Raw genomic sequence first — 21,977 nt, forward strand, 5'->3', positions numbered from 1 at the left:
ATGTCTGATCTCTGGCGACGCGTCCGCGGCTGGCGCGGATCCGTCCCCGGCGGGACGGTCGGCCTCCGGCTGGCCGTGATGGCGATGATCGACGCCGTCGGCACCGGTGCCTTCCTGGCCGTCTCCGTGCCCTTCATCACCCGGTCCGTGGGCCTGTCCGAGGGCAAGCTCGGTCTCGGCCTGAGTGTGTCCGCCGCCATCGCCCTGGCCACCGCGATCCCGATCGGCATGCTCGCCGACCGGATCGGCCCGAAGAAGGTCCTGGTCGGGGTCAGCCTGTGGCGGTGCGCCTGCTTCGTGCTGTACCCGTTCGTGCAGAACCTGTGGCAGTTCCTCGCCGTGGTCTGTCTGCTCGGTCTGGTCGACAAGGCGGCGGCCCCGATGGAGCAGGCCCTGGTCGGCCAGGCGACGGGGACCGAGGACCGGGTAAGGGTGGTCGCGGTGCTGCGGTCGCTGCGCAACGTCGGCTTCACCGTCGGCGCGCTGCTGGGCGGCATCGGACTGCTCATCGACAGCCGGGCCGGCTACGCCGTGATCCTGCTGCTCAACGCCGCCTCGTTCGCCGTGCTCGCGACGCTGGCCTCCCGGCTCCCGGTGCTCAGCGCACCGGCCAAGAGCCTGCGCCGCCGTTTCTCGGTGAGCGTGCTGCGCGACGGATCGTTCCTGTCGTTCACCGGCATCAACGCCGTGCTCACCATGCACATGACCCTGCTGAGCATCGGCATCCCGCTGTGGATCGTCGGGCACACCGAGGTCTCCTCCGCGGTGATCGCTCCACTGGTCGCCGTCAACACCGTGCTCGCCGTCGCCCTCCAGGTGTGGGCCAGCCGGGACACGGAGACCATCGCCGGCGCGTCCCGCGCGCTGGTACGGGCCGGCGTCTCCCTGGCGCTGTGCTGCGTGCTGGTGACCGCGGCGCCGAAGCTGCCGGTCGTCCTGGCCGTCGGCGTGCTGCTGCTGGCCATGATCGCGCTGACCGGCGGCGAGCTGTACCAGTCCGCCGGCGGCTGGGGCGGCTCCTATCTGCTCGCCGCACCCGGCCAGGAGGGCGTCTATCTGTCGGTGTTCTGGCTCGGCGTGGCCATCCAGCAGATCGCGGCGCCGCTCCTGGTGAGCCTGGTCGTCACGACCGGCACCGTGGGCTGGACCGTACTGGCCGCGCTGTTCGCCCTCTGCGGTTTCGCGGCGCCGGTCATCGGCCGGTGGGCGCAGACCCAGGCGGACAGCCGACCGCAGCCGGAGCCGGCCCCGGCCACCTGAAAGACCAATCCCGCAGGCGGGCCCGTCATCCGGGCCGTCTCTCGAGCACTACCGGTTGATCACGACCTGATCAGGTAAACCCAAGGAGAATCATGTCTGTTCCGCTGTATGTCCCCGCAGGCGGCGGCGAGTACGTCGACATCCGGGACACGAAGAGGACGTACCTCAAGCTCACCACCCCCATGTCCAACGGTGAGTTCGGCTTCTTCGAGCACCACATGGCCCCGGAGGCCAAGGGCGCGGCCCCGCACATCCACAAAGAGTCCACCGAGATGTTCTACGTGGTGAAGGGCGAGATCGAGTTCACCATCGGCGACGAGAAGGTGGTCGGCGAGCCGGGCGCCTTCGCCTACGTCCCCAAGGGCGAGCCGCACGGCTTCACCAACCGGGGCACCGAGGACGCCACCCTGTTGATCATGTTCTATCCGATCTACGACCGTGAGGACTACTTCCGTGGTCTGGGGCGCCTGACGGCCAACGGCCGCAACCCCAGCCTGGAGGAGCTCCAGGAGCACATGGCGAAGTACGACCAGTTCATGTGCTGACGCGCACCCCGCAGACCCGCGGGAACGGCCGGGGCCCGGCGGCGGAATCCGCCGCCGGGCCCCGGCCCGCCGTCGTCACTCGGCCGCGCCGCCGTCCGGGTTGCGGAAGCGCCACTGCAACTGCCGTACCTGCTCGGCGAACTCCGGGACGGGGCCTACCACTTCGAGGCCGGGCACCACGTCCTGGACGGTCAGCGGGGCCAGCGGCGAGGTGACGGCCACGCCCCACTCCGCCTTCCAGTCCCGGGCCTGCTGCGAGGAGCTCGCGTACACGATGCGGCCGAGACCGGCCCAGCCGTGCGCGGCCGCGCACATCGGGCAGTGCTCGCCCGAGGTGTACACGGTCGCGGCGGCCCGCTCCTCGGGGCCCAGATGGGTCGCGGCCCAGCGGGCGAGTTCGAACTCCGGGTGCGCGGTCGGGTCGCCCGTGGTGGTCTCGCGGTTGCGCTCCTCGGCGAGGATCGCGCCGTCCGCGCCGACCAGTACGGAACCGAACGGCCAGTCGCCGGCGTCCACCGCCTCGGCCGCCAGCTCCACACAGCGGCGCAGATAGGGCAGTTCGGCCTCGCCGACGGTGGCGGCGCGATCGGCGTCGCTCTCGGGAAGGCCAGGGGTGTCGAGGGTCACTGTCACTCCGTCTGTGGTGGGGGTGGGTCGGCTAGACACGGTGCGCGGCCACGGTGGCCAGCGCCTGCCACGCCGTCTCGGGGCGCAGCGTCTCGTCCGGGTCTCCGTGGTACGGGTCGAGCAGCACGGTGTCGGCACCGGCGCGGCGCAGCTCCTCGATGTCCTCGAGAACCTGCTCGATCGTGCCCTCTCCGGCGCGACGGTCCGGGTCGTCGATCGGCTTTTCGGTGATCCGGAGATAGATACGCGGCGCCAAATCCGGGACCGGACGATCAAGCTCCGAAGAAATGTCCTTCAGTCGTTCCAGAGCGTCCTTGAACCAGGGCATCGTGAACCGCAGAGGATGCCACGGCAAGCCCCGGAGAACGGCCCGGCGAATTGCGGCATCGCTGTTTCCGCCGATCCAGATCGGAATCTGCCCCGAGCCGTAGTCGGCGTCGTTGTCCCATGCCGTACGAAGGGTGTCCAGGAGTTCGTCGGTCAGTGCGCCACGCCTTTCGAAGGGCACGCCGAGCGCCTTGAACTCCTCCTTGGCCCAGCCGACGCCGACCCCGAGGATCAACCGGCCGCCACTGAGTTGTTGCAGGTTGGCAGCCATGCGAGCGACCAGCAGGGGGTGTCGGTACGGGCCGATGAGGACGGTCGTGCCCAGTTTCACCCGGGTGGTGACACCGGCCAGCCAGGCGAGTGTTGTGACAGGTTCGTAAAATGGGGCCGGATATTGCCGGGCGACATCCGGAGTGATCGCCACATGGTCGGAAACCATCAGCAGATCGAAGCCGAGGCCTTCCACCGTCTTGGCCCAACGGGCGAGGTTATCCGGATTTGTTCCGGGTCCGAAGTTGGGGACATTCACGCCTATCTGCATGAGCGCCAGACTAGCAAGATCTCATCAATCGGTGGGCGGTGCAAAGAAAGTGCCCGACCGGTCCACGAACCGGTGATTCGAGGGGAGTTCGAGGGGCGTCGGAAGAGCGGGACCGCTGCGGCGGCGGGATCGGAACGTACGCAACAGAATGTGAGGAGATGCACGTTCCAGCCGTTCGTACGTCTGCCGCGGCGCCCACTGGGTAGGGCTGCGATAACCCGCAAGGTCGCCGTACTCGACAAGGAGGCCCCTCGTGGTCGCTCCCGTACACCCCCGCTCCAAACCCGTGGCGCAGTCGTCGTCCCCCGAACCCGAGCCGCACTTCTGCGTATTCAGCGCGGAGGGCGTCTGCGCCGACATCCCGCTGACCAGCGAGGCGCCGCTGCCCGACGCGGAACCCCTCACCAGTGAGCCGCCGCTCGCCGACGCGGCCCCCCTGACCAGCGAGTCGGCGGCCTTCGAGCCGGACCTCGCGAGGCTGTAGATGGCGGCCCAGGGGTCGGCCGAACCGCCCTCCGAGGACCTGTCACGCCTCGCCGAGCTGCACGGCGTCGCCACCTCCTACAGCCCCTCCCCGGACCGTACGGTCGCCGCCTCGGCCACCGCCGTCACCCTCGCCCTGACCGCCCTCGGCGTCGACGCGAGCCGTCCCGCGGCCGCGCTGGCCGCCCGCGAGCGCGAGCTGCGCGACCGGCTGCTGCCGCCCACGGTGGTCAGCTGGAGCGGCGGCCCGCCCGCGGCGCTCGAGAACCTGCCCGAAGGCAGTCGGCTGCGGATCGAGACCGAACAGGGCGAGACCCGCGCCGCCGCCGACCAACTCCCGCCCGGAGTCCACCGCCTGACCGCGACGGCGCCCGACGGCCGGGTGACCGAGGCCCACCTGGTCGTCGCCCCCGCCCGGCTCCCCACGCCCACCGCACGCTCCTACGGACTCCTCGTCCAGCTCTACTCCCTGCTCTCCCGGCGCTCCTGGGGCATGGGCGACCTCGGCGACCTCACCGAACTCACCGCCTGGGCCGGACGGGCGCTCGGCGCCGGGTTCGTTCAGGTCAACCCGCTGCACGCGGCGGTCCCCGGCGCTCCCACGGACCCCTCTCCGTACCGGCCCTCCTCGCGGCGCTTCCCCGACCCGGTGCATCTGCGGATCGAGGATGTGCCCGAGTACGCCCACGTCACCGACCGCGAGGCGGTGCGCTCGCTCGCCGAACGGGCCGGGCGGCTGCGCGAGACGGTGCTGGACAAGGGCGCGTTGATCGACCGGGACGCCGTGTGGGAGCTCAAGCGGGAGGCGCTGGAGCTGGTGCGCGAGGTACCGCTCGGACCCGGCCGGCGGGCCGCCTACGCCGACTTCCTCGCCGAGGAGGGCGAGGCGCTGGAGGACCACGCGACCTGGTGCGCGCTCGCGGAGGTGCACGGCTCGGACTGGAGCCGGTGGCCGGCCGGGCTGCGGGACCCCCGGTCGGGTGAAACCGCCCGGGCCCGCGCCGAGTTGATGGACCGCGTCGACTTCCACTGCCGGCTGGCCTGGCTCACCGACGCCCAGCTCGTCGCCACCCAGCGGGCCGCCCGGGAGGCCGGGATGCCCGTCGGGGTCGTCCACGACCTCGCGGTGGGCGTACACCCCGGGGGCGCCGACGCCTGGGCCCAGCAGGAGTACTTCGCCGCCGGGATGTCGGTGGGCGCACCGCCGGACGCCTTCAACGCACGCGGGCAGGACTGGGGGCTGCCGCCCTGGCGCCCGGACCGCCTCGCCGAGTCGGGCTACGCCCCGTACCGCCGCCTGCTCAAGGCCCTCTTCCGGTACGCGGGCGCCCTGCGCATCGACCACGTCATGGGCCTGTTCCGGCTCTGGTGGGTCCCCCAGGGCCACCCGCCCACCGAGGGCACCTACGTCCGCTACGACGCCGAGGCCATGCTCGCGATCCTGGTCCTTGAGGCCTCCCGGGCCGGGGCGGTCGTCATCGGCGAGGACCTGGGGACGGTGGAGCCCGGGGTGCGCGAGCGGCTGCGTGAACGCGGGGTGCTCGGCACCTCGGTGCTGTGGTTCGAGCGGGACTGGGAGGGCGACGGCCGACCGCTGCCCCCGGACCGCTGGCGCGCCGACTGCCTGGCCACCGCGACCACCCACGACCTGCCCTCCACCGCGGCCCGCCTCACCGGCGAGCACGTCGAACTCCGTTACCGGCTCGGGCTGTTGACCCGGAAGCTGGCGGAGGAACGGGCCGAGGCCGCGGCGGACACGGGGGAGTGGCTGGAGCTGCTGGCACGGCTGGGGCTGCTGCACGGCACCGGCGGCGGCCACGGCACCTCGACCGAGGAGGCCGAGGTACAGGCCGTGCACCGGTTCCTGCTGCGCACCCCGGCCCGGTTGGTGGGCGTCTGGCTTCCGGACGCGGTGGGGGACCGACGGCCGCAGAACCTGCCGGGCACCTGGGACCAGTACCCGAACTGGCGGCTGCCGATCGCGGACGCGGACGGACGGCCGGTGACCCTGGAGGAACTGGCCGCCTCACCCCGGCTGCACGCGCTGGTGGAGGTGCTGCGCCAGCCGACGTCCGGGCAGCCGCCGCCGTAGTCGCGCGTGGTGGTGTCGCGATGCGGGGCGCTTCGGTCGGGCCTCCGGTCAGGCATGCGCCGCCATAGCCGTGCGCGGCTGCACGCGCTGGTGGGGGTGCTGCGTCAGCCGGCGTTCGGGCACGTCGCCGTAGCCGCGTGGTCGTGCCACGGCATGGGCCGACCGCTAAGCGCTCCGCGGGGGTGTCGATCGGCTGTGGCGCCGCCGTGGCTGGTCGCGCCCATGCGGCGGCAGCCGTGCATGGACACGGCCCCGCGCCCCTTCGGGCACTGCCGGACCGCGGCGGACTTCACCCGGCCCGCTTAGACACCCCCGGACGAGCGCCCCCGAGCCGCGTTGGATATTTTGGCACCGTGGACAAGAAGAACGCCCTGCGCGCCGGTGCCCTGGCTGCCGGTACGACGCTGATGATGCTGCTCATGACGTCTCCCGCGCTCGCGCTCACCCGCGACGACGGCGACGACCCCGGTCCGGGCCTGAGCGTCATGGAGACGCTGGGTCTCTACGTCGTGGCCCCGCTCGCGATCTTCGTGGTCATCGCCGGTCTGGTGATGGTCCTGGACAAGTCCCACCCGGAGCACCGGGTGAGCGCCAAGCCCAAGGCCGCCTCGAAGGCCTGATCGCACGCTTCCAGGGGCGCCGCCCTCGCCGTACACGGGCGAGGGCGGCGCCCCTGACGTGTTCGCGGACGGTTCGCGGACGTTCGTGACGGTGTCGCTCAGGGACTCGGCGCCGTCAGATACCGCTGCACCGTCGGTGCCAGCCACGCCACGATCTCCTCGGGCGCCAGGGCCACCGCGGACGGGATCCGCAGCACATAACGGGTCAGCGCCAGCCCGAGCAGCTGCGACGACACCAGCGCGGCCCGCGCCGGGACCTGCTGGGGGTCGGGGCAGGCCCGCTCGGCGATGGGCAGCAACTGGTCCCGGAAGACGCCCTGCATCCGCTCGGCCCCGGCCTCGTTCGTCGCCCCGACCCGCAGCAGGGCTCTGAGCACCTCGTTCTCCTCCCAGGTGGCCAGGAAGTGCGTGACGAGGGCCCGGCCGACGTCCCCTCGGGGCAGGGCGCCCACATCCGGCAGCCGCAGGTCGATCGCGACCGCCGCCGCGAAGAGGCCCTCCTTGTTGCCGTAGTAGCGCATCACCATGGACGGGTCGATGCTCGCGTCCTTGGCGATCGCGCGGATGGTGGCGCGCTCGTAGCCGTCGGCGGCGAAGCGCTCGCGGGCCGCGGTGAGGATCGCGCCGCGGGTGGCGTCGGAACGGCGGGACGCGCCGGTGCCGGTGCCGGGGGCTGTGGTGTCACTGTTGCTGCCGTTCATGCCTACGAGCGTAGGTCAACAGATGTTTGCCAACAAGTGTTGACTCCCCTTGGGTCTCTCGCTAACGTCATCGGCGAGCGCTGAAGTCAACAACCGTTGGCAAACAAGTGTGGGCACACAAGCGTTGGCAACAGGAGGCCACCATGAACGGCACCGCCACCGACCGCACCGTGATCGTCGTCGGCTCCGGACCCACCGGTCTGCTCCTCGCAGGTGACCTCGCCGCCGCGGGTGTCCCCGTCACGCTCCTCGAAAAGCGCTCCCACGACATCAGCAACCTCTCCCGCGCCTTCGGAGTGCACGCCCGCACCCTGGAGCAGCTCGACGCCCGGGGCCTGGCCGACCAGCTGCTCGCCACCGGCGACACCATCACCGGCCTGCGGGCCTTCGACCGGCTCACGCTCGACCTGACCACCCTGGAGTCCCGCTTCCCGTTCATGCTCATCACCCCGCAGTACGAGGTCGAACGGCTGCTGGAGCGACGGGCCCGCGAGGCCGGCGTGGAGTTCGCCCACGAGAGCGAGGTCGTCGGGCTGCGGCAGGACGCCGACGGGGTCGAGCTGGAGGTGCGGGGCCCGGACGGGACGGTCGGCATCCGGCGTGCCGCCTACGTGGTCGGCGCCGACGGCCACCACAGCGCCGTACGCCGGGAGATCGGCCTGGACTTCCCCGGCGTCTCCGTCATCAAGTCGCTGTTCCTGGCCGACGTCCGGCTCGCCGAGCGGCCCGAGGACGTGCTCACCGTCAACGGCGGCGGCGACTGCTTCGCGATGATCGCCTCCTTCGGTGACGGCTGGTACCGGGTCATGGGCTGGAACCGCCGCAACGAGGTCCCCGACGACGTCCCGATCGACCTCGACGAGATCAGGGACGTCACCCGCCGCGCCCTGGGCAGCGACTACGGCATGCACGACGCCCGCTGGCTCTCCCGCTTCCACAGCGACGAGCGGCAGGCGCCCCGGTACCGGGTCGGGCGGGTCTTCCTCGCCGGCGACGCCGCGCATGTGCACTCACCGGCCGGCGGTCAGGGCATGAACACCGGCCTCCAGGACGCGGCCAACCTCGGCTGGAAGCTCGTCGCGGCCGTCCAGGGGTGGGCGCCCGAGGGGCTCCTCGACACCTACGAGGCCGAGCGGCACCCGGTCGGCAGGGCAGTGCTCCGCAGCAGCGGCGGACTGGTCCGGCTGGCCCGCGCGAAGAGCCCGGCGGTGCGCGCCGTCCGTGCCCTGGTCTCCGCCGTCGGCAACCTGGTCGGCCCCGCCCGGCGCAAGGCCCTCGGCCAGATCTCCGGCATCGGCTACCGCTACCCCGCCCCCCGCGGCGCCCACCGCCTCACCGGCACCCGCGTCCCCGACGTCGCCCTGGAGGGCGGCCGCCTCCACGAGGCCCTGCGCGGCGGCCGGTTCGTCCTGATCACCCCGCAGGCCTACGAGGAGCAGCGCGCCCGCAAGGACCGGCTCACCGTGGAACGCTGGGCGAGCGACCGCCGTACGACCGTCCTGGTGCGCCCCGACGGATACGTGGCCTGGGCCGCGGACTCGGCGGACGGTACGGCGATCGAGGCGGCGGTCACCGCCCACCTGGGGTGAACCAGGCCTAGTGCGGGGGCGTTTGGGTGCCCGCCAGCAACTGACGGAGCAGGTCGGCCAGTTGGTCGGCCTGTTCGTCGCTGAGTACGGACATCGCCTCGGTCTCGGCGGCGAGGCCGGCGCCGACCGCCTCGTCGAGGGTGGTCAACCCCTTGTCGGTGAGGGTGACCTGGAGGCCGCGGCGGTCGTGGGGGTCGGGGGAGCGGCGGAGCAGTCCGGCGCGTTCCAGTTTGTCGAGGCGGCCGGTCATGCCGCCCGTCGTGAGCATCAGGGTCCCGGAGAGCTGGCGGGGCGAGAGGGTGTAGGGCTCGCCGGCCCGGCGCAGGGTGGCCAGGACGTCGAACTCGCCGCGTGAGATGCCGTAGGGGACGTACGCCTTCTCCATCCGGTCGCCCATGGCGCGTGACAGCCGGAAGATCCGCCCGAAGACCTCCATCGCCCGGGTGTCGAGGTCGGGCCGCACGGTGCCCCACTGCTCGATGATCGCGTCGACGGGGTCCCTGGGGGGCTGCTGCGGCTTGGCGTTCATGGCAGGAGTATCCCGAAGCGGACCGGTCGGCCGCAAGAAAGTAGCTTGCGAAAAACTGGCTTAGCGCTAAGCTGCTTTCAAGCAAGTTACTTCCTGTCGTTCCGAAGGGACCCGGTCATGACACGGCCCGCGACCATCCTGCTCACCGCCCTGGCCCCCATCTCCTGGGGCACCACCTACGCCGTCACCACCGAGTTCCTCCCGGCCGACCGCCCCCTGTTCACCGGGCTGATGCGGGCCCTGCCCGCCGGGCTGCTGCTGCTCGCGCTCGCCCGGGTGCTGCCGAAGGGCGCCTGGTGGGGGAAGGCGGCGGTGCTCGGCGCGCTGAACATCGGCGCGTTCTTCCCGCTGCTGTTCCTGTCGGCGTACCGGCTGCCCGGGGGTATGGCGGCGGTCGTCGGATCGGTGGGGCCGCTGCTCGTCGTGGGGCTGTCGGCGCTGCTGCTGGGGCAGCGGCCGACCGCGCGGAGCGTGATCACCGGGGTCGTGGCGGCGTTCGGCGTCAGTCTCGTCGTACTGAAGGCGGCCGGGGCGCTCGACGTGGTGGGGGTGCTGGCGGCGTTCGCCTCGGCCGCCTCGATGTCCGCCGGGACCGTGCTGACCAAGCGGTGGGGCCGGCCCGAGGGGGTGGGTCCGCTCGCGCTGACCGGCTGGCAGCTGACCGCGGGCGGGCTGCTCATCGCGCCCGTCGCGCTGTTCGTCGAGGGCGCCCCGCCGGCGCTCGACAGTCGGGCGGTCGGCGGCTACCTCTACCTGGCACTGGCGAACACGGCGATCTCGTACTGGCTCTGGTTCCGCGGCATCGGCCGGCTCAGCGCCACCCAGGTCACCTTCCTCGGGCCGCTCTCCCCGCTGACCGCCGCGATCGTCGGCTGGGCGGCGCTCGGACAGTCGTTGACGCCGGTGCAGGTGGCGGGCATGGCGGTGGCGTTCGGGGCGACGGTGGCGGGACAGCTGGGGCAGTCGGGGTCATCGGTGCGGGGAGGGGCGCGCACGGTCCGGCGATCGTTCGGTTTTGCTGAAAGGAATGGTCGAAAGGATTCGATGGACGTGACAGGTTCCGCGCTGCGACGGTAGATCCACCGAGATCACCGCCCCGTGGAAGGACCCAAGTGACCGCCGTCCTCGAAAGGACCGCCCGTACCACCTCAGCCCCGAGGGCCGCCGCCCTCGGGGTTCTGTTCGCCGCCGTCGCGACCGTCGTCTGGTCCGGGAGCTTCGTCACCTCCCGCGCACTGCACGACAGCGTGCCGCCCGTCCAACAGGCGTTCTGGCGCTGGCTCGTCGCGCTTCTCGTGGTGGCCCCCTTCGGGGCGAGGCAGGCCTGGCGGCAGCGGAGGACGATCCGGCGGCACCTCGGTTTCGTGCTGCTCGCCGCACTGCTCGGGGTGAGCGTCTACAACACCCTCGTCAACCAGGCCGGTTCGACCACCCCGGCCGCCAACATGGGCATGATCATGGCCGCTTCGCCGGTACTGATGGCGGTGATCGAGCGGCTGGGCGGCGTCCGGCTGGGCGCCCGGCGCGTCGGAGGGCTGCTGGTGGCGGGTGCGGGCGTGGTGCTGCTCGTCGGGGGCGGCGGGGCGGGGTTCGCCGCGGGCGACCTGTGGATGGTCGCCGCGGCCTGCTGCTTCGGCTCGTACAGCGCGCTGCTGCGCCGCAGGCCGGCCGAACTCGGCGGTACCGCCTTCCTGTTCACGACCTTCCTGCTGGGCGCGGCACTGCTGCTGCCCGCCCAGGGCGTGAGCCTCGCCGTCCAGGGCGGCTTCACCCCGACACCGGGCACCGTGCTGCCGCTGCTGTACGTCGGTGTTTTCTCCTCGGCCGTCGCGTTCTTCGCCTGGAACCGGGCGATCGCCCTGGTCGGCCCCTCCCGGGCCGGCACCGTGTACTACCTCCAGCCGGTCTGCGTGGCCCTGTTGTCCTGGGCGCTGCTCGGCGAGACGGTGTCCGCGGCGCAGGCGCTGTGCATGGCGCTGATCCTCGGCGGGGTGATGCTGGGTGCCGCCGGATAGGTTGGCCGCCATGCTCGAATGGGACATCCGCAAGCTGCACATCCTGCGGACACTGCGGGAACGCGGCACGGTGACGGCGACGGCCGAGGCACTGCGGATGACGCCCTCGGCGGTCTCGCAGCAGCTGACCAACCTCACCAAGCAGCTCGGGGTGCCCCTGCTGGAGGCACAGGGACGGCGGGTGCGCCTCACGGACGCGGCCCGGCTCGTGCTGCGGCACGCGGAGAGCGTGTTCGAGCAACTGGAGCGGGCGGACGCCGAGTTGACGGCGTATCTGCACGGCGAGGTCGGCGAGGTGCGGGTCGGTGCCTTCTCGACCGCGGTGCCCGCGCTGGTCGTACCCGCCGTACGGGCGCTGCGGGACACGCATCCCGGGGTGACCGTACGGGTGCGCGAGGCGGAGGCCGGGGAGGCGTACGAGCTGCTGGCCGGCGGGGAGGTGGACCTCGCGCTGTCGCTGGCCGCGCAGGCGCCACAGGTGGGGGACGGGCGGTTCACCCGGGTGGAGTTGCTGGCGGACCCGCTGGACGTGGCCCTGCCGCCGGGGCACGTGCTCGCCGGCGTGGAGGAGCTGAGGCTCGCCGATCTCGCCGGGGAGCCCTGGATCTTCGGGGGCAGCGGACCCTGGTCCGACATCACCCGCGGGGCGTGCGAGGCGGCCGGGTTCGGCCCCCGGCAGGCGCATTCCGCGGCAGGGTGGACGGCGATCCTGGCGATGGTGGAGGCGGGGATGGGGGTGGCGCTGGTGCCGCGGACGGCCGCCGTAGCCCGGGGCGGGGTGGTGATGCGGGAGCTGGGGCCGGACCGACCGGTGCGCCACATCGTGGCCGCCGTACGCAAGGGGGCTGAGGAGGGAGCCGCCGTGGGGCACGTGCTCGGCGCGCTGCGGGAGGTGGCGGCGGAGGCCGTTGGCGGTTGAGCGGGACCGGTCCCGACGGCGCCGCGCGTGAACCCGTTGGCCGTGACTCGGCAAGTACAGGTGGAAACACCGTCACTTCGACCCACTCATGCCACCGACCCACGACACGGACGGACTGTCCATGACCGATATGGCCGGCAACGGCAGTGACGCGGCGCTCGTCGCGGCGTCACTCGACGAACCCGAGCGCTTCGCGGCGCTCTTCGATCGCCATGCCCCCGCCATCCACCAGTACGTCGCCCGGCGGCTCGGCCGGGACGCGGCCGACGACGTCACCGCCGAGACCTTCCTGACGGCCTTCCGGATACGCGCCCGGTTCGACCCCGCACGCGCCGGCGTCCGGCCCTGGCTGTACGGCATCGCCGCCAAGCAGATCGGCCGGCACCGCCGCGAGGAGGTCAAGGCGCTGAAGCTGCTCGCCCGCACCGGCCACGATCCGGTCGCCGACAGCTGGACCGACTCCGCGGACGACCGCCTCACCGCCGAGGCGGCCTCCCGACCGCTCGCCAAGGCGCTGGCCGGACTCTCCGCGGGCGACCGCCATGTCCTGCTGCTCTTCGCCTGGGCCGACTTCAGTTACCAGGAGATCGCCGAGGCCCTCGGCATCCCCGTCGGCACGGTCCGCTCCCGCCTCAACCGCGCCCGCCGGAAGCTGCGCACCGCGACCGGCGAGACCGGCAACCCACTCATCGAAGCTCGCATACACGAAGGTGACCCCGCATGAACGAGCTCTCCGAATTCCGCGGTCTGCGCGCCGACGCCCCCCTTCCCGACGCCGACCGGCTCGCCGCGCCGCGGGCCCGGCTCACGGCGGCGTTCCGCCAGGAGACCCGCCCCGAGCGTGCCGCCCTGCCACGGCGCCGGATGATCCTGGTCGGGGCCGCCACCGCGGGAGCCCTCGCCGTGACCGCCGGGATCGTCACGACCCTGCCCGAGGACGGCACCCGGGTCTCCGGGAGCCAGGGTCCCCGGACGCTGTCGGCGGGCGCCTCCGCCGACGCCCTCGAACTGGCCGCCGCCACCGTCGAGAAGCACGGAGCCACCGAGCCGGGGCCGAAGCAGTGGGTGTACGAGAAGAGCACCGTCTTCGGCCAGGGCCCCAAGCCGCGGACCAGCGAGGAGTGGACCCGCTGGGACGGCACCGGGCACGCCAATCTGCCGGGCAACCCCCCGGCGGGTGACGTCTCGGACTTCGATCCGGACAAGCTCCAGGTCTGGTACGGCCCCAACCAGGAGGAGAAGTGGAAGAAGGAGGGCTACGACGACCGCTCCCAGCGGCAGTTCTACCGCTTCCTCGCCACCCTGCCGAGCGATCCCGACCGCATGATGAAGCGCATCCGCGAGGAGCACGCCATCGGTGACGTCAAGGGGGAGACGCGCGCACAGCGCGACTGGCGCGAGATCGACGTCCTGTACCGGTCGGTGCTGATCCCGCCGAAGGTCCAGGCGGGCCTGTTCCGGGCGATGGCGAAGATCCCCGGCGCCCGGGTGACGACCGGCGTTAAGGATCCCCTCGGCCGCCCGGCAATCAGTGTGAGCGTGCACTACGCCGAGAAGATTCCGTCGGGCTGGCAGGGCAGGCAGGAGCTCTTCTTCGACCCCGAGAACTACGCCTACCTCGGCGAGTCCAAGGCCGACGGGCAGATCGTCAGCGCCCGCGACGCCTGGGGCGTCGTCGACAAGCCCGGCGCCCGCCCCTGAGCACGCACGAGGGGCGCCCGGCATCGCACCGGGCGCCCCTCGTCGTCGTAGCGAAGGCCGCTACTCGGCGGCCGCGTCCGCCGCCTGCGCCTTCAGCGCGCGCTCCACGCCCGCGCGGGACTCCGAGACCAGGCGGCGCAGGGCCGCGTTGGGCTCGGCGGAGGCCAGCCAGGCGTCCGTCTTGTCCAGGGTCTCCTGGGAGACCTGGATGGTCGGGTAGAGACCGACCGCGACCTGCTGGGCGATCTCGTGGGAGCGGGCGTCCCAGATGCCCTTGACGACCTCGAAGTACTTGTCCGTGTACGGCGCCAGCAGCTCGCGCTGGTCCGTCTGGACGAAGCCTCCGATGACGGCCTCCTGAACGGCGTTCGGGAGCTTGTCGGACTCGATGACCTGCGCCCAGGCCTCCGCCTTCGCCTCCTCGGTCGGCCGGGCGGCACGGGCGGTGGCCGCGTGGCGCTCACCGGCCGCCGTCCTGTCCCGCTCGTACTCGCCCGCGATCTCCGCCTCGTCGAAGCGGCCGACCGACGCCAGGCGCTCCACGAACGCCCAGCGCAGCTCGGTGTCGACGGCCAGGCCCTCGATCGTCTGCGAGCCGTCCAGCAGGGCCTCCAGGAGGTCCAGCTGCTCCGGCGTCCGGGCCGTCCCGGCGAACGCGCGCGCCCAGGCCAGCTGGTGGTCGCTGCCCGCCGCGGCCGAACGCAGATGCGCCAGCGTGGCGTCCGTCCAGCGGGTGAGCAGCGTCTCGCGGGCGGTCGGGTCGCCGTACAGCTCGATCGCCAGCTTCACCTGGCGGTGCAGGGACTGCACGACACCGATGTCCGACTCCTTGCCGATGCCGGACAGCACCAGGGACAGGTAGTCGCGGGTCGCGAGCTCCGCGTCCCTCGTCATGTCCCAGGCCGATGCCCAGCACAGGGCGCGGGGGAGGGAGGACTCGAAGTCGCCGAGGTGCTCGGTCACGAAGGCCAGCGACTGCTCGTCCAGGCGGACCTTGGCGTACGACAGGTCGTCGTCGTTGAGGAGCACGACCGCCGGACGGCGCCTGCCCACCAGCTGGGCCACGGCGGTCAGTTCGCCGTCCACGTCCAGCTCGATCCGCTCGTCACGGACCAGCTTGCCGCTGTCGTCGTCGAGTTCGTACAGGCCCACCGCGATGCGGTGCGGGCGGAGCGTGGGCTCGCCCTTCGCGCCCGCCGGCAGCGCCGGGGCCTCCTGACGGATGGCGAAGGAGGTGATCACGCCGTGCTCGTCCGTCTCGATCTCGGGACGGAGGATGTTGATACCGGCGGTCTGGAGCCATTTCTCCGACCAGTTCTTCAGGTCGCGCCCGGAGGTCTCCTCCAGCGCGCCCAGCAGGTCGGACAGGCGGGTGTTGCCGAACGCGTGGCGCTTGAAGTACGCCTGCACGCCACCGAAGAACTCGTCCATGCCGACGTACGCGACGAGCTGCTTCAGGACGGAGGCGCCCTTCGCGTACGTGATGCCGTCGAAGTTGACCAGCACGTCGTCCAGGTCACGGATCTCGGCCATGATCGGGTGCGTGGAGGGCAGCTGGTCCTGGCGGTACGCCCACGTCTTCATGGAGTTGGCGAACGTCGTCCACGAGTGCGGCCAGCGGCTGTCCGGCGCGTACGCCTGACAGGCGATCGAGGTGTACGTGGCGAACGACTCGTTCAGCCACAGGTCGTTCCACCACTCCATGGTGACCAGGTCGCCGAACCACATGTGGGCCAGCTCGTGCAGGATCGTCTCCGCGCGGACCTCGTACGCGGCGTCCGTCACCTTCGAGCGGAACACGTACTGGTCGCGGATGGTGACCGCGCCCGCGTTCTCCATCGCGCCCGCGTTGAACTCCGGCACGAACAGCTGGTCGTACTTCTTGAACGGGTACGCGTAGTCGAACTTCTCCTGGAACCACTCGAAGCCCTGCCGGGTCACCTCGAAGATCGCATCCGAGTCGAGGTACTCGGCGAGCGAGGGACGGCAGTAGATGCCGAGCGGGACGGACTGACCGTCCTTCTCGTACACGCTGTGCACCGAGTGGTACGGGCCGACGATCAGCGCCGTGATGTACGACGAGATCCGCGGCGTCGGCTCGAACTCCCAGACGTCGTCCTTCGGCTCCGGCGTCGGCGAGTTGGAGATGACGGTCCAGCCGGTCGGCGCCTTCACGGTGAACTGGAACGTGGCCTTCAGGTCCGGCTGCTCGAAGGACGCGAAGACGCGGCGGGCGTCCGGCACCTCGAACTGGGTGTACAGATAGGCCTGCTGGTCGACCGGGTCGACGAAACGGTGCAGGCCCTCGCCGGTGTTGGTGTAGGCGGCGTCGGCCACCACCCGCAGGACGTTACGGCCCTCCAGCAGCCCCGGCAGGGCGATCCGGGAGTCCTTGAAGACCTCGGCCGGGTCGAGGGCGTCGCCGTTGAGCGTCACCTCGTGAACGGTCGGGGCCACCAGGTCGATGAACGACTCCGAGCCGTTCACCGCGACATCGAAGCGCACGGTGGTGACAGACCGGTAGGTACCGCCCTCTTGCGCGCCGGAGAGGTCGAGATCGATCTCGTACGACTCGACGGTGAGCAGCTGCGCCCGCTGCTGAGCCTCTTCGCGAGTCAGGTTTGTGCCAGGCACGCGGTCATCTCCTCGTTATGTGTAGGTTCGGCGGTTCGGTCATCCTTCCACGGGTCCCGCACGAAACGCGATGTCCAAAACCCGCCGGTGACCGGCGCGGACTCGCGCGAGTGTGGAGGACATGACCACCTGCACCGCACGCCCCATCACCCCCGAGATCCTGAAAGAACTCCGCTTCACGGACGACGCGGGGTGTCTCCGACGGTTCGGCAGGACATGTGCGGTCCGTCCCGGCGCGCGTCCCTGGGTACTGCCGCCCCAAGGGCCACGTCCGGATCCCGCCAGTCATCCGGCCGCCTCCGCGCCAGCCTGGGATCCATGACTACGTACACCGCACTGCCCATCCCCCCGTCCGTCCTGAAGGAGCTGTGTTCTGCTGACGACGCGGGACGCCAGATGGTTCCCGTGACCGACGAGGAGGGCGGGTCGCCGCTGCGCTGCTGTCTGCGGCACAGCCGCCCGGGGGAGCTGCTGGCCCTGGTCTCCTACGCCCCGCTGCGCCGCTGGGCCGCGGAAACGGGGGCCGAGCCGGGGGCGTACGACGAGCAGGGCCCCGTCTTCATCCACGCCGAGGAGTGCGCGGGACCGCAGGCGCGCGAGGGGTACGCCTTCGACAACGCGCACCGGGTCGTCCGGCGGTACTCCGCCGACGGGCACATCCTGGGCGGTGAACTGGTGGGGACCCTCGACGAGGATGCCTTCCAACACGCGTTCGACGACCCGGCCGTGGCGCTCGTCCACGTCCGGGCCGTCGAGTACGGCTGCTTCTACTACGAGGTCAGAAGGGCCTAGCCCTTCAGCTCCGCCGCCACCAGCTCCGCGATCTGCACCGCGTTCAGAGCCGCGCCCTTGCGGAGGTTGTCGTTGGAGATGAACAGGGCGAGGCCGTTGTCGACGGTCTCGTCGCGGCGGATGCGGCCGACGTACGAGGCGTCCTTGCCGGCCGCCTGGAGCGGGGTCGGGATCTCGGAGAGGGCGACGCCCGGGGCACCGGCCAGCAGCTCGGTCGCGCGCTCCGGGGAGATCGGGCGCTCGAAACGGGCGTTGATCTGGAGGGAGTGGCCGGAGAAGACCGGGACGCGGACGCAGGTGCCGGAGACCTTCAGCTCGGGGAGCTCCAGGATCTTGCGGGACTCGTTGCGGAGCTTCTGCTCCTCGTCGGTCTCGTTCAGGCCGTCCTCGACGAGGTTGCCGGCGAAGGGCAGCACGTTGAAGGCGATGGGGCGCTTGTAGACCTGCGGCTCGGGGAAGTCGACCGCCTCGCCGTCGTGGGTCAGCTTCTCGGCGTCGGCGACGACCTTCTGGACCTGGCCGTGCAGCTCCGCCACGCCCGCGAGGCCGGAGCCGGACACCGCCTGGTAGGTCGTGGCGATCAGCGCCGTGAGGCCCGCCTCGGCGTCCAGGACCTTCAGGACCGGCATCGCGGCCATCGTGGTGCAGTTCGGGTTGGCGATGATGCCCTTGGGGCGGTCCGCGATGGCGTGCGGGTTCACCTCGGAGACCACCAGCGGGACCTCGGGGTCCTTGCGCCAGGCCGAGGAGTTGTCGATCACCACGGCGCCCTGCGAGGCGACCTTCTCGGCCAGCGCCTTCGAGGTCGAGCCGCCCGCCGAGAACAGCACGATGTCCAGGCCCGTGTAGTCCGCGGTCGAAGCGTCCTCGATCGTCACGCCGTCCAGGACCGACCCCGCGGAGCGGGCCGAGGCGAACAGGCGCAGCTCGGTGACCGGGAAGGACCGCTCCTTGAGGATCCTGCGCATGACCGTGCCGACCTGACCGGTGGCTCCGACGATTCCGACCCTCACGGTGACTCCTTTGCGTGGCGTTTACGTGGCCTGGACGTTTCCATCATGCGTCTCACCCGGGCCGTTGTGTCCAATCGTTTGCCCGAGGGATGGGACGGCACGCGTGTCAGGGGCGCAGTTCCAGTGTCCACTCGCCGAGCGAGCGGACATGGAGGATCGAGCCCGAAACGCGGTGCGGGCCGGAAGATGCGGTGAGTTTCCGGTGCGGGAACAGATTTTCGTCGAGTTCGAAGACGTGGATCATGGCCGTCCCGACGACCACCAGCTCCGCCTCGGGCCCGGTGTGACGTACGACTCCATACCAGCCGCCCGGGGTGCGGGCGCCGAGCACGGGCGCCGCCGTGATCGGGGCCGGCTCCAGGCGCCACTTCGTGTCCTGGGCGGCACGGACCGTGAGGAAGCAGGTGCCGCCCGGGTCGACCCAGACCGGCCCGAGGGTGGGCCGGCGGCGCCCCAGGGTGTCGGCGACGGTGGCCGACTTCCCGTACGGGTGGTTCAGGGACCAGGCGCTCAGATGCTCCTCGTCGCCGCGCGAGGTCCGCTGCACCGTCATCAGTGTCGGTGGCCCCTGGTAGCGCAGGACCGCGCTGCCCTTGCCCTCCGTCGGACCGGTGAGCAGCGGGGCCTCCTCCTCGGGGCGCAGCAGCAGCGTCCACTCGCCCGCGCACCGCACCCGCACGGTCTGCTCCGCCCTGCCGTCGGCGAAGAGCACGGCCGTGCCCCGGGTGCCGCGGTCGCGGCCGTTGAGCCAGTCGTCCTCGTCGCCGTACTCGTCGACGAGCTTCACCTCGAGCGAGTAGTCGGCCTTGGCGCCCGGGAAGTCGTACTGGACCAGCGCCGGACGGCCGGGGCGGGGGTTCAGCAGGGTGACCGTCTGCTCGCCACGGCCCTGGTAGGCGCCGGTGGTGCGACCGGCCGCGGGGTCGCGGACGGGCAGCGGCTTGGCGGTGAGCTCCCAGCCGCCCTCGGCGTTCTCGATGACGAGCAGGAGCGGGCCGTCGGGCACGGGGACGGTCTGCTTGATCCGGCCGGTGTCGTTGACGAGCATGTCGTGGCGGTCGAGGTCGTCGAAGTGCCGGGCCTCGTGGCAGTTCATCAGGAAGTACTCGTGCCGGTCCGCGCCGCCGTCGAACCTCACCTTCACATCGGCCGCGGTGCCCGTGTACGCGACGACGTCGGCGCCGCGTCCGGTGAGTCGGTCGGTGCCGAGCCGGCGGGCCGCCGAGAGCGGGAGCACCGTGACCGTCCAGCCCTCGCTGTAGTCGACGTTCAGCCGCAGCGGGCGGTCGCGCGGGGGCTGGACCAGGGCGCGGCCGTGGAAGTCGCGCAGGTCGGTGTTGAAGACGAGGTCGTCCTTCTTGTTGCGGTGGTCGAGGGTCTCCACACAGAGGTACTCGTCGCCCTGGACGCGGATCTCCACCAGCACCGGGCCCGGCGGCAGGGGTACGTCCACGGAGACCACGCCGTTGCCGCGGCCGCTCCGGGTGTAGGGAGTGAAGTCGGTGCCGAGGGAGCCGGGGGCCTGCGCGGGCGGCTGGGCCAGGGTGGGCGTCGGTATGACTGCGGGCGACCCCGGCATCTTCGCGACGCCGGTGTTCGGCACCGGTGCCGCCGGTGGCGCCTGTGTCAGCGGTGCCGGCGGTGCCGTCTGTGGCGCGGGCGCCTCCACCACGATCCCGAAGTCCGTCGCCAGCCCCGCGAGCCCCGAGTCCCACCCCTGTCCCACCGCGCGGAACTTCCACTCCCCGCCTCGCCGGTAGAACTCCCCGAGCACGAAGGCCGTCTCGCCGCCGGCGTCCGTCACGTCGTAGTGCACGACGATCGCACCGTCCGGCGCGACCGTCTGCACCGCGAGCCCGGGCACCGCCCCGAACGTGCCGTCGTCGCAGGACGCCGCGATCAGCACCCGCTGCACCGCCGGCTCCACCCGGGGCAGATCCAGCTCCAGCCACTCGGCGAGCTGGTCCGCACCGTCGCCGGTGCCGAGGTGCCGGACCGCTCCGGACGGATGAGCCGGCTGGTTGTGGAAGACGAGGTCGGCGTCGCCGCGCACCTTGCCCGCCGCGTCGAGGAGCAGCGCCGAGACGTCCACGGCGGGTGTCCCCGGCACCTTCCGGCGGCAGACGGCGACCCTCAGAAGACCGGCGGGGACAGGGCAGTTGGCCCCCTTGGCGATGTGCGTCATGGGGCTCATGGTGTCAGTGAAGATCACGTGAAGAAAGAATTCCGTGGTTCGGGCCGAACGTTTCCGCCCGAGCCGGCGTCATAGAGGAAACGCGGCGAGGAGAGGGGGAGCCGTGCTGCGCAGAAAGGCCCGCCACGGGCAGGGGGAGGACGTCGTCGACGATCCCCTGGACGCGGCGCAGGAACGTCGGGTGCGAGCCGTGCTCGCGCTCGGCGGTGTACCGCAGGCGGACCTGCCGGACGGGGTGCAGCAGGTCCGCCTGCGGTTGCTGGAGCGGGCGGCGAAGGGGTACGAGGCACCGCGGGACGTCTCCGCGTGGGCGGCCGTCGTCGCCTCCAACCTCGCCATGGACTGGCACCGCGCCAAGCGCCGCCAGGAGCGGATCGGCGAACGCCTCGCCTCCCTGCGCCAGTTGGAGCATCCCTCGGGCGAGGACACCAGTGTGCTCTCCCTCGCCGTCGCCCAGGGACTGGACGAACTGCCCGACTCCCAGCGACAGGTCCTCGTCCTGAGGTTCTTCGCCGACCTGCCGGTGCGCGACATCGCCCATGAACTCGGCGTCCCGGAGGGCACGGTCAAGAGCAGGCTGCACACGGCGGTCCGCGCCCTGCGCGCCCGTCTGCACGAGGACGAGGTGGTGTGACATGACCGCCGAACACCAGGGCTTCGACGCGCTGATGGCCGCGATCACCGACGAACCCCTGCCCGAGGGGGCGGACGCCGCCCTCCTCGCCGAGCACCGCGAAGCCGTCGCCGATGTGGCGCTGCTGCGCGAGCAGTTGGGCATCATCGGCGAGGCGCTCGCCGAACCGGCTCCGGACCCCGCCCCGGCCCGGTCCCAGAAGACCAGGGCCGCACGCCCCGCCCGGCGCCGGGCCGCCCTCAAGTTCGCCTTCGGCGGCCTCGCGGTGGCCGCGGCGGCCACCGTGGTCGCCGGAATGGGCTGGCTGGCGGCAGAGGGTGGCGCCGACATCACGAGCTCCAAGGGCGGCGACTCCGGCAGCGACTCCGGCAGCAGCGCCGACATGCCCGACGCCCAGGCGGGCGCGCGCTTCGGCAGCCCGCACTACCTCGCCTGCACCCGCCTGGTCGCCGAGGGCACCGTCGCCTCGGTCGAACGCCTCGCGGACGGCGTGCAGTTGAGGATCACCGTGGACGTGATCCGCTACTACAAGCAGGACGAGCAGCGCCCGGAGCAGCTCACCTACGTCGTCGAGGACACCTTCGTCCGCGGCCTGGCCGAGGGCGACCGGGTGCTGTTCGGGGTCCCGAAGGGCAGCGGGGTCCCCGACCACTGGGTGGTCGGCGACCAGGCGGTCGCCCGTGAACGGGCCTGGGTCCAGGCCTCGTTGCCCGAGTCGCGCGAGCTGGGCTGCTGACCCGGACGGCCGGACGACGAAGGGG

The 21,977-nt window shown here is 71.8% G+C and carries 21 protein-coding genes; 14 read left to right on the forward strand and 7 right to left on the reverse strand.

Annotation, left to right across the window (positions count from 1 at the left end; translation table 11 throughout):
• On the forward strand, positions 1–1,260 hold the full coding sequence (locus ABKA17_RS24370; RefSeq protein WP_353694337.1) for an MFS transporter: 1,260 nt from the start codon (positions 1–3) through the stop codon (positions 1,258–1,260).
• Between the two features lie 92 nt (positions 1,261–1,352).
• Positions 1,353–1,805 (forward strand): cupin domain-containing protein, encoded by a 453-nt coding sequence (locus ABKA17_RS24375; RefSeq protein WP_353694338.1) that lies wholly within the window; start codon positions 1,353–1,355, stop codon positions 1,803–1,805.
• Positions 1,806–1,880: 75 nt separating this feature from the next.
• On the opposite strand, the gene ABKA17_RS24380 is transcribed toward ABKA17_RS24375, so the two are convergent.
• On the reverse strand, positions 1,881–2,432 hold the full coding sequence (locus ABKA17_RS24380) for a nucleoside deaminase (protein WP_353694339.1): 552 nt from the start codon (positions 2,430–2,432) through the stop codon (positions 1,881–1,883).
• 31 nt (positions 2,433–2,463) lie between these two features.
• On the reverse strand, positions 2,464–3,300 hold the full coding sequence (locus ABKA17_RS24385) for an LLM class flavin-dependent oxidoreductase (protein ID WP_353694340.1): 837 nt from the start codon (positions 3,298–3,300) through the stop codon (positions 2,464–2,466).
• Positions 3,301–3,553: 253 nt separating this feature from the next.
• Here ABKA17_RS24385 and ABKA17_RS24390 point away from each other — a divergent pair, with 253 nt between their 5' ends.
• From ABKA17_RS24390 to ABKA17_RS24400, 3 genes are all read left to right on the forward strand, one after another.
• A complete protein-coding gene (locus ABKA17_RS24390) occupies positions 3,554–3,784 on the forward strand; it encodes a hypothetical protein (protein ID WP_502994368.1) in 231 nt (76 codons plus the stop codon).
• A complete protein-coding gene (malQ, locus tag ABKA17_RS24395; RefSeq protein WP_353694341.1) occupies positions 3,785–5,875 on the forward strand; it encodes a 4-alpha-glucanotransferase in 2,091 nt (696 codons plus the stop codon). It abuts the gene before it with no gap.
• Positions 5,876–6,228: 353 nt separating this feature from the next.
• Positions 6,229–6,495, forward strand: a complete 267-nt coding sequence (locus ABKA17_RS24400) for a hypothetical protein (protein WP_353694342.1) — start codon at positions 6,229–6,231, stop codon at positions 6,493–6,495.
• A gap of 98 nt (positions 6,496–6,593) precedes the next feature.
• On the opposite strand, the gene ABKA17_RS24405 is transcribed toward ABKA17_RS24400, so the two are convergent.
• Positions 6,594–7,196: a TetR/AcrR family transcriptional regulator gene (locus tag ABKA17_RS24405; RefSeq protein ID WP_353694343.1), complete on the reverse strand. Its 603-nt coding sequence runs from the start codon at positions 7,194–7,196 to the stop codon at positions 6,594–6,596.
• 143 nt (positions 7,197–7,339) lie between these two features.
• Between ABKA17_RS24405 and ABKA17_RS24410 the strand changes: the two genes are divergently transcribed.
• Positions 7,340–8,785, forward strand: coding sequence for an FAD-dependent monooxygenase (locus tag ABKA17_RS24410; RefSeq protein WP_353694344.1), 1,446 nt, complete (start codon positions 7,340–7,342; stop codon positions 8,783–8,785).
• A gap of 7 nt (positions 8,786–8,792) precedes the next feature.
• Here the strand turns inward: ABKA17_RS24410 and ABKA17_RS24415 are convergent, their stop codons facing one another.
• Entirely contained in the window at positions 8,793–9,314 is a 522-nt protein-coding gene (locus ABKA17_RS24415) for a MarR family winged helix-turn-helix transcriptional regulator (RefSeq protein ID WP_353694345.1), read from the reverse strand.
• A gap of 117 nt (positions 9,315–9,431) precedes the next feature.
• Between ABKA17_RS24415 and ABKA17_RS24420 the strand changes: the two genes are divergently transcribed.
• From ABKA17_RS24420 to ABKA17_RS24440, 5 genes are all read left to right on the forward strand, one after another.
• Positions 9,432–10,391, forward strand: coding sequence for an EamA family transporter (locus ABKA17_RS24420; RefSeq protein WP_353694346.1), 960 nt, complete (start codon positions 9,432–9,434; stop codon positions 10,389–10,391).
• A gap of 35 nt (positions 10,392–10,426) precedes the next feature.
• A complete protein-coding gene (locus ABKA17_RS24425) occupies positions 10,427–11,329 on the forward strand; it encodes a DMT family transporter (protein WP_353694347.1) in 903 nt (300 codons plus the stop codon).
• Positions 11,330–11,339: 10 nt separating this feature from the next.
• Entirely contained in the window at positions 11,340–12,248 is a 909-nt protein-coding gene (locus ABKA17_RS24430; protein WP_353694348.1) for a LysR family transcriptional regulator, read from the forward strand.
• 121 nt (positions 12,249–12,369) lie between these two features.
• Entirely contained in the window at positions 12,370–12,972 is a 603-nt protein-coding gene (locus tag ABKA17_RS24435; protein ID WP_353694349.1) for an RNA polymerase sigma factor, read from the forward strand.
• Positions 12,969–13,949, forward strand: a complete 981-nt coding sequence (locus tag ABKA17_RS24440) for a CU044_5270 family protein (protein ID WP_353694350.1) — start codon at positions 12,969–12,971, stop codon at positions 13,947–13,949. The genes ABKA17_RS24435 and ABKA17_RS24440 overlap by 4 nt, the downstream gene beginning before the upstream one ends.
• Before the next feature lie 60 nt (positions 13,950–14,009).
• Here ABKA17_RS24440 and pepN read toward each other — a convergent pair whose 3' ends face one another.
• Positions 14,010–16,583, reverse strand: coding sequence for an aminopeptidase N (gene pepN, locus ABKA17_RS24445; protein WP_353694351.1), 2,574 nt, complete (start codon positions 16,581–16,583; stop codon positions 14,010–14,012).
• A gap of 318 nt (positions 16,584–16,901) precedes the next feature.
• Between pepN and ABKA17_RS24450 the strand changes: the two genes are divergently transcribed.
• The gene (locus ABKA17_RS24450; RefSeq protein ID WP_353694352.1) at positions 16,902–17,375 is read left to right on the forward strand and encodes a DUF1203 domain-containing protein; all 474 of its coding nucleotides are present in this window, start codon (positions 16,902–16,904) and stop codon (positions 17,373–17,375) included.
• On the opposite strand, the gene ABKA17_RS24455 is transcribed toward ABKA17_RS24450, so the two are convergent.
• Positions 17,372–18,388 (reverse strand): aspartate-semialdehyde dehydrogenase, encoded by a 1,017-nt coding sequence (locus ABKA17_RS24455; RefSeq protein WP_353694353.1) that lies wholly within the window; start codon positions 18,386–18,388, stop codon positions 17,372–17,374. The genes ABKA17_RS24450 and ABKA17_RS24455 overlap by 4 nt on opposite strands.
• A gap of 106 nt (positions 18,389–18,494) precedes the next feature.
• The gene (locus ABKA17_RS24460; RefSeq protein WP_353694354.1) at positions 18,495–20,573 is read right to left on the reverse strand and encodes a TerD family protein; all 2,079 of its coding nucleotides are present in this window, start codon (positions 20,571–20,573) and stop codon (positions 18,495–18,497) included.
• Positions 20,574–20,685: 112 nt separating this feature from the next.
• On the opposite strand from ABKA17_RS24460, the gene ABKA17_RS24465 reads away from it, so the two are divergent.
• Together ABKA17_RS24465 and ABKA17_RS24470 are read left to right on the forward strand one after the other, a co-directional pair.
• Positions 20,686–21,216, forward strand: a complete 531-nt coding sequence (locus ABKA17_RS24465; RefSeq protein WP_353694355.1) for a sigma-70 family RNA polymerase sigma factor — start codon at positions 20,686–20,688, stop codon at positions 21,214–21,216.
• Position 21,217: 1 nt separating this feature from the next.
• Positions 21,218–21,952, forward strand: a complete 735-nt coding sequence (locus ABKA17_RS24470) for a hypothetical protein (protein WP_353694356.1) — start codon at positions 21,218–21,220, stop codon at positions 21,950–21,952.
• Positions 21,953–21,977 lie beyond the last annotated feature (25 nt).

Origin of the sequence: Streptomyces sp. RG80, from assembly GCF_040446465.1 — a bacterium.
Lineage (GTDB): Bacteria > Actinomycetota > Actinomycetes > Streptomycetales > Streptomycetaceae > Streptomyces.

Bases quoted from the DNA above. Each gene is read 5' to 3' on its own strand.
- ABKA17_RS24405 (WP_353694343.1), bottom strand. From the start codon at position 7,196: ATGAACGGCAGCAACAGTGACACCACAGCCCCCGGCACCGGCACCGGC.
- ABKA17_RS24435 (WP_353694349.1), top strand. From the start codon at position 12,370: ATGACCGATATGGCCGGCAACGGCAGTGACGCGGCGCTCGTCGCGGCG.
- ABKA17_RS24415 (WP_353694345.1), bottom strand. From the start codon at position 9,314: ATGAACGCCAAGCCGCAGCAGCCCCCCAGGGACCCCGTCGACGCGATC.
- ABKA17_RS24375 (WP_353694338.1), top strand. From the start codon at position 1,353: ATGTCTGTTCCGCTGTATGTCCCCGCAGGCGGCGGCGAGTACGTCGAC.
- ABKA17_RS24460 (WP_353694354.1), bottom strand. From the start codon at position 20,573: ATGACGCACATCGCCAAGGGGGCCAACTGCCCTGTCCCCGCCGGTCTT.
- ABKA17_RS24450 (WP_353694352.1), top strand. From the start codon at position 16,902: ATGACTACGTACACCGCACTGCCCATCCCCCCGTCCGTCCTGAAGGAG.
- malQ (WP_353694341.1), top strand. From the start codon at position 3,785: ATGGCGGCCCAGGGGTCGGCCGAACCGCCCTCCGAGGACCTGTCACGC.
- ABKA17_RS24430 (WP_353694348.1), top strand. From the start codon at position 11,340: ATGCTCGAATGGGACATCCGCAAGCTGCACATCCTGCGGACACTGCGG.
- ABKA17_RS24420 (WP_353694346.1), top strand. From the start codon at position 9,432: ATGACACGGCCCGCGACCATCCTGCTCACCGCCCTGGCCCCCATCTCC.
- ABKA17_RS24470 (WP_353694356.1), top strand. From the start codon at position 21,218: ATGACCGCCGAACACCAGGGCTTCGACGCGCTGATGGCCGCGATCACC.
- ABKA17_RS24440 (WP_353694350.1), top strand. From the start codon at position 12,969: ATGAACGAGCTCTCCGAATTCCGCGGTCTGCGCGCCGACGCCCCCCTT.
- ABKA17_RS24370 (WP_353694337.1), top strand. From the start codon at position 1: ATGTCTGATCTCTGGCGACGCGTCCGCGGCTGGCGCGGATCCGTCCCC.
- ABKA17_RS24410 (WP_353694344.1), top strand. From the start codon at position 7,340: ATGAACGGCACCGCCACCGACCGCACCGTGATCGTCGTCGGCTCCGGA.
- ABKA17_RS24385 (WP_353694340.1), bottom strand. From the start codon at position 3,300: ATGCAGATAGGCGTGAATGTCCCCAACTTCGGACCCGGAACAAATCCG.